General features: G+C 71.5%; 5 protein-coding genes. 1 reads left to right on the top strand and 4 read right to left on the bottom strand.

The window, feature by feature from the left end; all coding sequences use genetic code 11:
• The 3 genes from dhaL to TA90_RS10860 all read right to left on the bottom strand — a co-directional run.
• On the bottom strand, positions 1-435 hold a 435-nt coding region (gene dhaL, locus TA90_RS10870), incomplete at its 3' end, for a dihydroxyacetone kinase subunit DhaL (RefSeq protein ID WP_043536398.1).
• 8 nt (positions 436-443) lie between these two features.
• The gene (gene dhaK, locus TA90_RS10865) at positions 444-1,436 is read right to left on the bottom strand and encodes a dihydroxyacetone kinase subunit DhaK (protein ID WP_043536396.1); all 993 of its coding nucleotides are present in this window, start codon (positions 1,434-1,436) and stop codon (positions 444-446) included.
• Between the two features lie 132 nt (positions 1,437-1,568).
• On the bottom strand, positions 1,569-3,338 hold the full coding sequence (locus TA90_RS10860) for a bifunctional folylpolyglutamate synthase/dihydrofolate synthase (protein WP_082031648.1): 1,770 nt from the start codon (positions 3,336-3,338) through the stop codon (positions 1,569-1,571).
• A 145-nt stretch (positions 3,339-3,483) separates the two neighbouring features.
• Here TA90_RS10860 and TA90_RS10855 point away from each other — a divergent pair, with 145 nt between their 5' ends.
• A complete protein-coding gene (locus TA90_RS10855; RefSeq protein WP_082031647.1) occupies positions 3,484-4,335 on the top strand; it encodes a PrsW family intramembrane metalloprotease in 852 nt (283 codons plus the stop codon).
• Between the two features lie 63 nt (positions 4,336-4,398).
• Here the strand turns inward: TA90_RS10855 and TA90_RS15230 are convergent.
• On the bottom strand, positions 4,399-4,865 hold a 467-nt coding region (locus TA90_RS15230; RefSeq protein ID WP_043536394.1), incomplete at its 5' end, for an ABC transporter permease.

Genomic DNA, 4,865 nt, shown 5'->3' with positions numbered 1-4,865 from the left:
CTCCGCGGCCGCCCTCGCGGCCTCCACGGCCGGTGTCCAGGCGTCCACCATCGTCTTGTCCCCGGGCTCCGCCTTCCCGCGGGCCTGGATGCCCTCGAGTCCCCCCGCGAGCATCGCGACGACCGCCGCGGAGTCGAGGGGGCCGTCGGGGCAGGCCTTGGCGGCCCGCAGGAACGCGGTCCCGTAGAGCGGACCCGCCGCACCACCGACGGTGGACATCAGGGTCTTGGCGACCACCTTGAGCACACCCGGTACGTCCTGGGGTGGTTCCCCCGTGAGGGCCTTCTCGGCCGCGGTGAACCCACGGTCCATGTTCTCCCCGTGGTCGCCGTCCCCGATCTGGCGGTCGAGGTCGATGAGGTGCTCACGGTTCTCCGACAGGACCTGCTGGCTCGCAGCGATCCAGCGCAGTGCCCAGGCGGCGTCGATGGCCATCGGTGTCCTCACTTCCAGGCCGGGGTGTCCACCGGCGCGTCGAACAGGTCCAGCAGGTCGTCGGAGACCCGCAGCAGCGTGATGGAGACGCCGGGCATCTCCAGGCTCGTCACGTAGTTGCCCACGAGTGAACGCTCGATCGTCACACCGTCCGCCGCCAGCAGCTGCGCGAGACGGCGGTGGACGATGTAGAGCTCGGACTCGGGGGTCCCACCCATGCCGTTGACGAGGGTGATGACCCGTTCCCCCTCGGCCAGGGCGAGGTCGTCGCGCACCTTCGTGTACAGCTCCTCGGTGAGCACGTCGGCGGGCTCCATGTGTCCGCGCCGGTAGCCCGGCTCGCCGTGGATGCCGATCCCCAGCTCGATCTCGTCCTCGGCGAGGTCGAAGGACGGCTTGCCGGCGTGCGGGACGGTGCACGGGCCGAGGGCGAGGCCCATGGACCGCATCTGGGTGTTGACGGTGGTGGCGATCTCCGTGACGGTGGCGAGGTCGTCACCGCGCTCGGCCGCAGCACCCGCGATCTTCTCCACCAGGACGGTTCCCGCCACCCCACGCCGACCGGCCGTGTAGAGCGAGTCCTCGACCGCGACGTCGTCGTCGACGACCACGCTGGTGACCTCGATGTCCTCCATCTCGGCCATCTCCGCGGCGGTCTCGAAGTTCAGCACGTCGCCGGTGTAGTTCTTGACGATGTGGAGGACACCCGCGCCGTGGTCGGAGGCCTTGGTGGCCTCGAGGATCGGGTCGGGGGTGGGCGAGGTGAAGACCGGTCCTGGGACGGCGGCGTCGAGCATTCCGGTGCCGACGAAGCCGGCGTGGAGGGGCTCGTGCCCGGAGCCGCCTCCCGAGACGATGCCGACCTTCCCGGGGGCCTTCGGCTGGTGGCGGGTCACGTAGTCGGGATCGAAGTGCACGTCGACCAGGTCGGCGTGGACGAGGGCGAAACCCTCGAGGGACTCTCGGACGACGTCATGGACGTCGTTGACCAGCTTCTTCATGGGTGCCTCCTTGCAACCAGTGCGGACAACTGAGGGGTGCCACTCCCCAATGGTGCCACCCCGGCAGCCGTCTGTCGCCCCCTCCCGGGCTGGGTGTCCGTGCACGTCGCGGCGGACATCGCACCCATCCGCTCAGGAGCGTGGTCCGAGGAGCGTCGTCGCCTCCCCCGCCAGGACGATCGAGCCGAAGACCACGATGCCGGTGGTGGCGGAGGGGTCCAGGGTCTCCTCCGTCAACTCGACGGCGCGGTCCACCGCATCGGCGAGGTCCTCGCGCACGTCCACCCGGTCCGGGCCGAAGACGTCCTCCGCGATGCGGCGCAGGTCCTCGACCCCCATCGCCCGCTCCGAGTCCATCGCGGTGACGACCAGGTGGTCGAGCACGGGCTCGACTTCGGAGAGCATGCCCTCCACGTCCTTGTCGGCCATGGCCGAGAACACGCCGACGACATGGGAGAAGGCGAAGGTCTCCTCCAGTGCATCGCGCAGGGTCCGCGCACCCGCCGGGTTGTGCGCGGCATCGACGACCACCGTCGGGGAGGTGCGCACGACCTGGAGACGTCCCGGGGAGGTCGCCTTCATGAGCCCCTCCTCGACGATGCGTCCGTCGAGCTCCCGTCCCCCCATGAACGCCTCCGTGGCGGTGAGGGCCGCGGCGGCGTTGTGGGCCTGGTGCTCGCCGAGCAGCGGTACGAAGACGTCCTCGTAGACCGCTGCGGGGGTGCGGATCGTGACCATCTGGCCCCCGACCCCCATCTGCCGGTCGACGACCTCGAAGTCGACGTCCTCCAGGCGAACCACGGCATCGACCTCGCGGGCGCGCTCCAGGAGCACCTCCAGGGCGGCCCCGGGCTGCCGGGCGATGACGACGGTCTGGTGGGGCTTGATGATGCCGGCCTTCTCACGGGCGATCTCCTCCACCGTGGACCCCAGCCACTTCTGGTGGTCGAGGTCGATGGGCATGATGACGGCCACGTCCCCGTCCATGACATTGGTGGCGTCCCACAGGCCGCCCATGCCGACCTCGACGACGGCCGCGTCGACGGGGTGGTCGGCGAAGGCCGCGAAGGCCATGACGGTGAAGACCTCGAAGAAGGACAGTCGGGGTCCGCCCTCGTCGAGGGAGCGCCGGTCGACCATGTCGATGTAGGGGGCCACGTCCTCCCAGGCGGCGATGAACCCCTCCCGCGAGATGGGCTCACCCTCCAACGAGATGCGTTCGCGCACGTCCTGGAGGTGGGGGGAGGTGAAGCGTCCGACCTTCATGCCCAGGGCCGAGAGCAGGGAGTCCACCATCCGCGCGGTGGAGGTCTTGCCGTTCGTGCCCGTGATGTGGACGGAGGGGTAGGCGTCCTGGGGGTCTCCGAGGATGTCGAGGACCGCCTCGACGCGGGAGGTGGAGGGCTGGACCTTGTGCTCGGGTGTGCGGGCGACGATGTCGCGGTAGATCCGGGCGACACGCGCGTCGAGCGCGACGTCACGCTCCGCGGCGTCGAGGGCGGAGTCGTGTGCGGTCCGCCCGCCGACCGGGGTCTCCCCGTCGCCGGTGCCGTCCTCGTCGTCCCAGATGTCCCCGTCCGGGTCCTCCCCCTCGATCTCGGCCAGGATGGAGGGGTCGGGGCCCAGCAGGAGCGAGTGCTCGACGAGGCGACGCAGCGCCTCGGTGCGCTCGGCCTCCTCGGCGTCGGCAGCGGACTCCGCTGCGGCCGACGCCTCCTCCTCGTCCTCGTCGGGGGCGTCGGCCTCGTCCAGGTAGGGGATGAGGTCGGCGGGAATGCCTCCCCGGTGTCCGTCCTCCCCGGCCCGCGAGGCGGCCGCTGCGGCCTGCTCGAACCGGTTCGTCGCCGTCGGCCCCTCGGTGGGGTCGTCGGCGTCGCCGAAGAAGGCGGGGTGATCACTCATGGGGGACCTCCAGGACGCGACCGGCCGGATGCCGGGTGCGCGCGGCTCACCAGTGTAGGTGCTCCCACCGGGGCGGCCACCGGGAATAGGCTGGCGCCGAGACGACGGCTGCTCCCACCGATCCAGTCTTCTCCAGGAGTCGACCATGACACAGACCGATCCCCTCCCCACCCCATCGCCCGGACTGCCGTGGTACACGCGGTACGGCTCGCCCCTCGTCCTGGTCGTGGGTGTCATCACCTACGTCGTGGTCCTGTTGGTGATGGTCTCCACGGACAACATCAACCTCTTCCCCACGTTGCTCCTCGTCGGCGCGGTCACGGTGCCACTGTCGGTCCTCATGCTCGCCTACGCCACCGACCGTCCGGCGCCCGGCAGCGGCGCGGTCCTCGCCTTCACCGCCATCGCGGGGGGTGTGATCGGCACCACGACCGCCGGGCTCCTCGAGTACCGCACCCTGAAGTCCCTGCCCTGGCTGGGCATGCTCGGGGTCGGGGCCATCGAGGAGGCGGCGAAGCTCCTGGTCCCGCTCCTGGTGCTGCTGGTCGCGCGCAGGCGCACGCGTGGCATGGGCATCGTGGTCGGCATCGCCTCAGGCGCGGGGTTCGCGGTGCTGGAGACGATGGGGTACGGGCTGAGCGCCCTCATCGAGAGCCGTGGGAACATGGCCGAGGTGGACGGGACCCTGCTGCTGCGCGGTCTCCTCTCCCCCGCCAGCCACGTCGCGTGGACGGGACTGACCGTGTGGGCTCTGTGGCGCATCGGTGCGACGCCGCCCGTCCGTCACGCGGTGCGGGACTTCGTGGGCTGCTACCTCCTGGCGGTGCTCCTGCACGCGACCTGGGACGGCATCGACGTGCCGGTGGTCCACGTGGGGGTCGTGGTCATCTCCCTCGCCATCCTCCTGACGCTCATCCTGCGCTCGCGTCCCTCCCGGGAGCACGGCGGTACCCGCGACACCGTCCCGGGTGCCCCCGGCCGCGGGTTCGTGGAGTAGGGCCCGCCCCCGGGGGCGGGGAGTTCCCGACCCCCACCGCACCCCGGGGTGCGCGCCCGGCCCTCACTCGGTGCGGATGTCGCGCCGTTCGAAGCGCCCGACCCCCAGGACGACGAGTGCCGCGGCGATCCCGGTCATGACGACCAGCGGCGTCCAGGACATCGTCCCGGCCGGCAGTGGGGGTGTGGCCCTGAAGGGCGTGGCGTCGAGGACCCGCGTGGGCAGGTGGGAGGTGTCCCCCACCATCTCGACGAGCCACACGGCGGCGAGCAGGACCCAGGTGGACACCGTCGCCGCACGGGGCCACCACCCGAAGACGAGGACCACCGCGCCGACGAGGACCATGACGGCGGGCCAGTAGGCGAGGGCGTCCAGGGCGAGACGCCACACCTCGCCGGGGTCGTGGACCGCGGCCCCCCGCATCGCCCCCGTGCACGCCCCGCCCAGCGCGAGCAGCGCCGCCGAGCCCAGCACCGGCAGCGCCAGCCGACCGAGCGCCCACCTGCGCCGTGACAGCGCACCTGCCAGCT

Origin of the sequence: Actinomyces polynesiensis, assembly GCF_000820725.1 — a bacterium.
GTDB classification, from domain to species: Bacteria; Actinomycetota; Actinomycetes; order Actinomycetales; family Actinomycetaceae; genus Pauljensenia; species Pauljensenia polynesiensis.
This window is presented reverse-complemented; position numbering and strand designations above follow the sequence as displayed.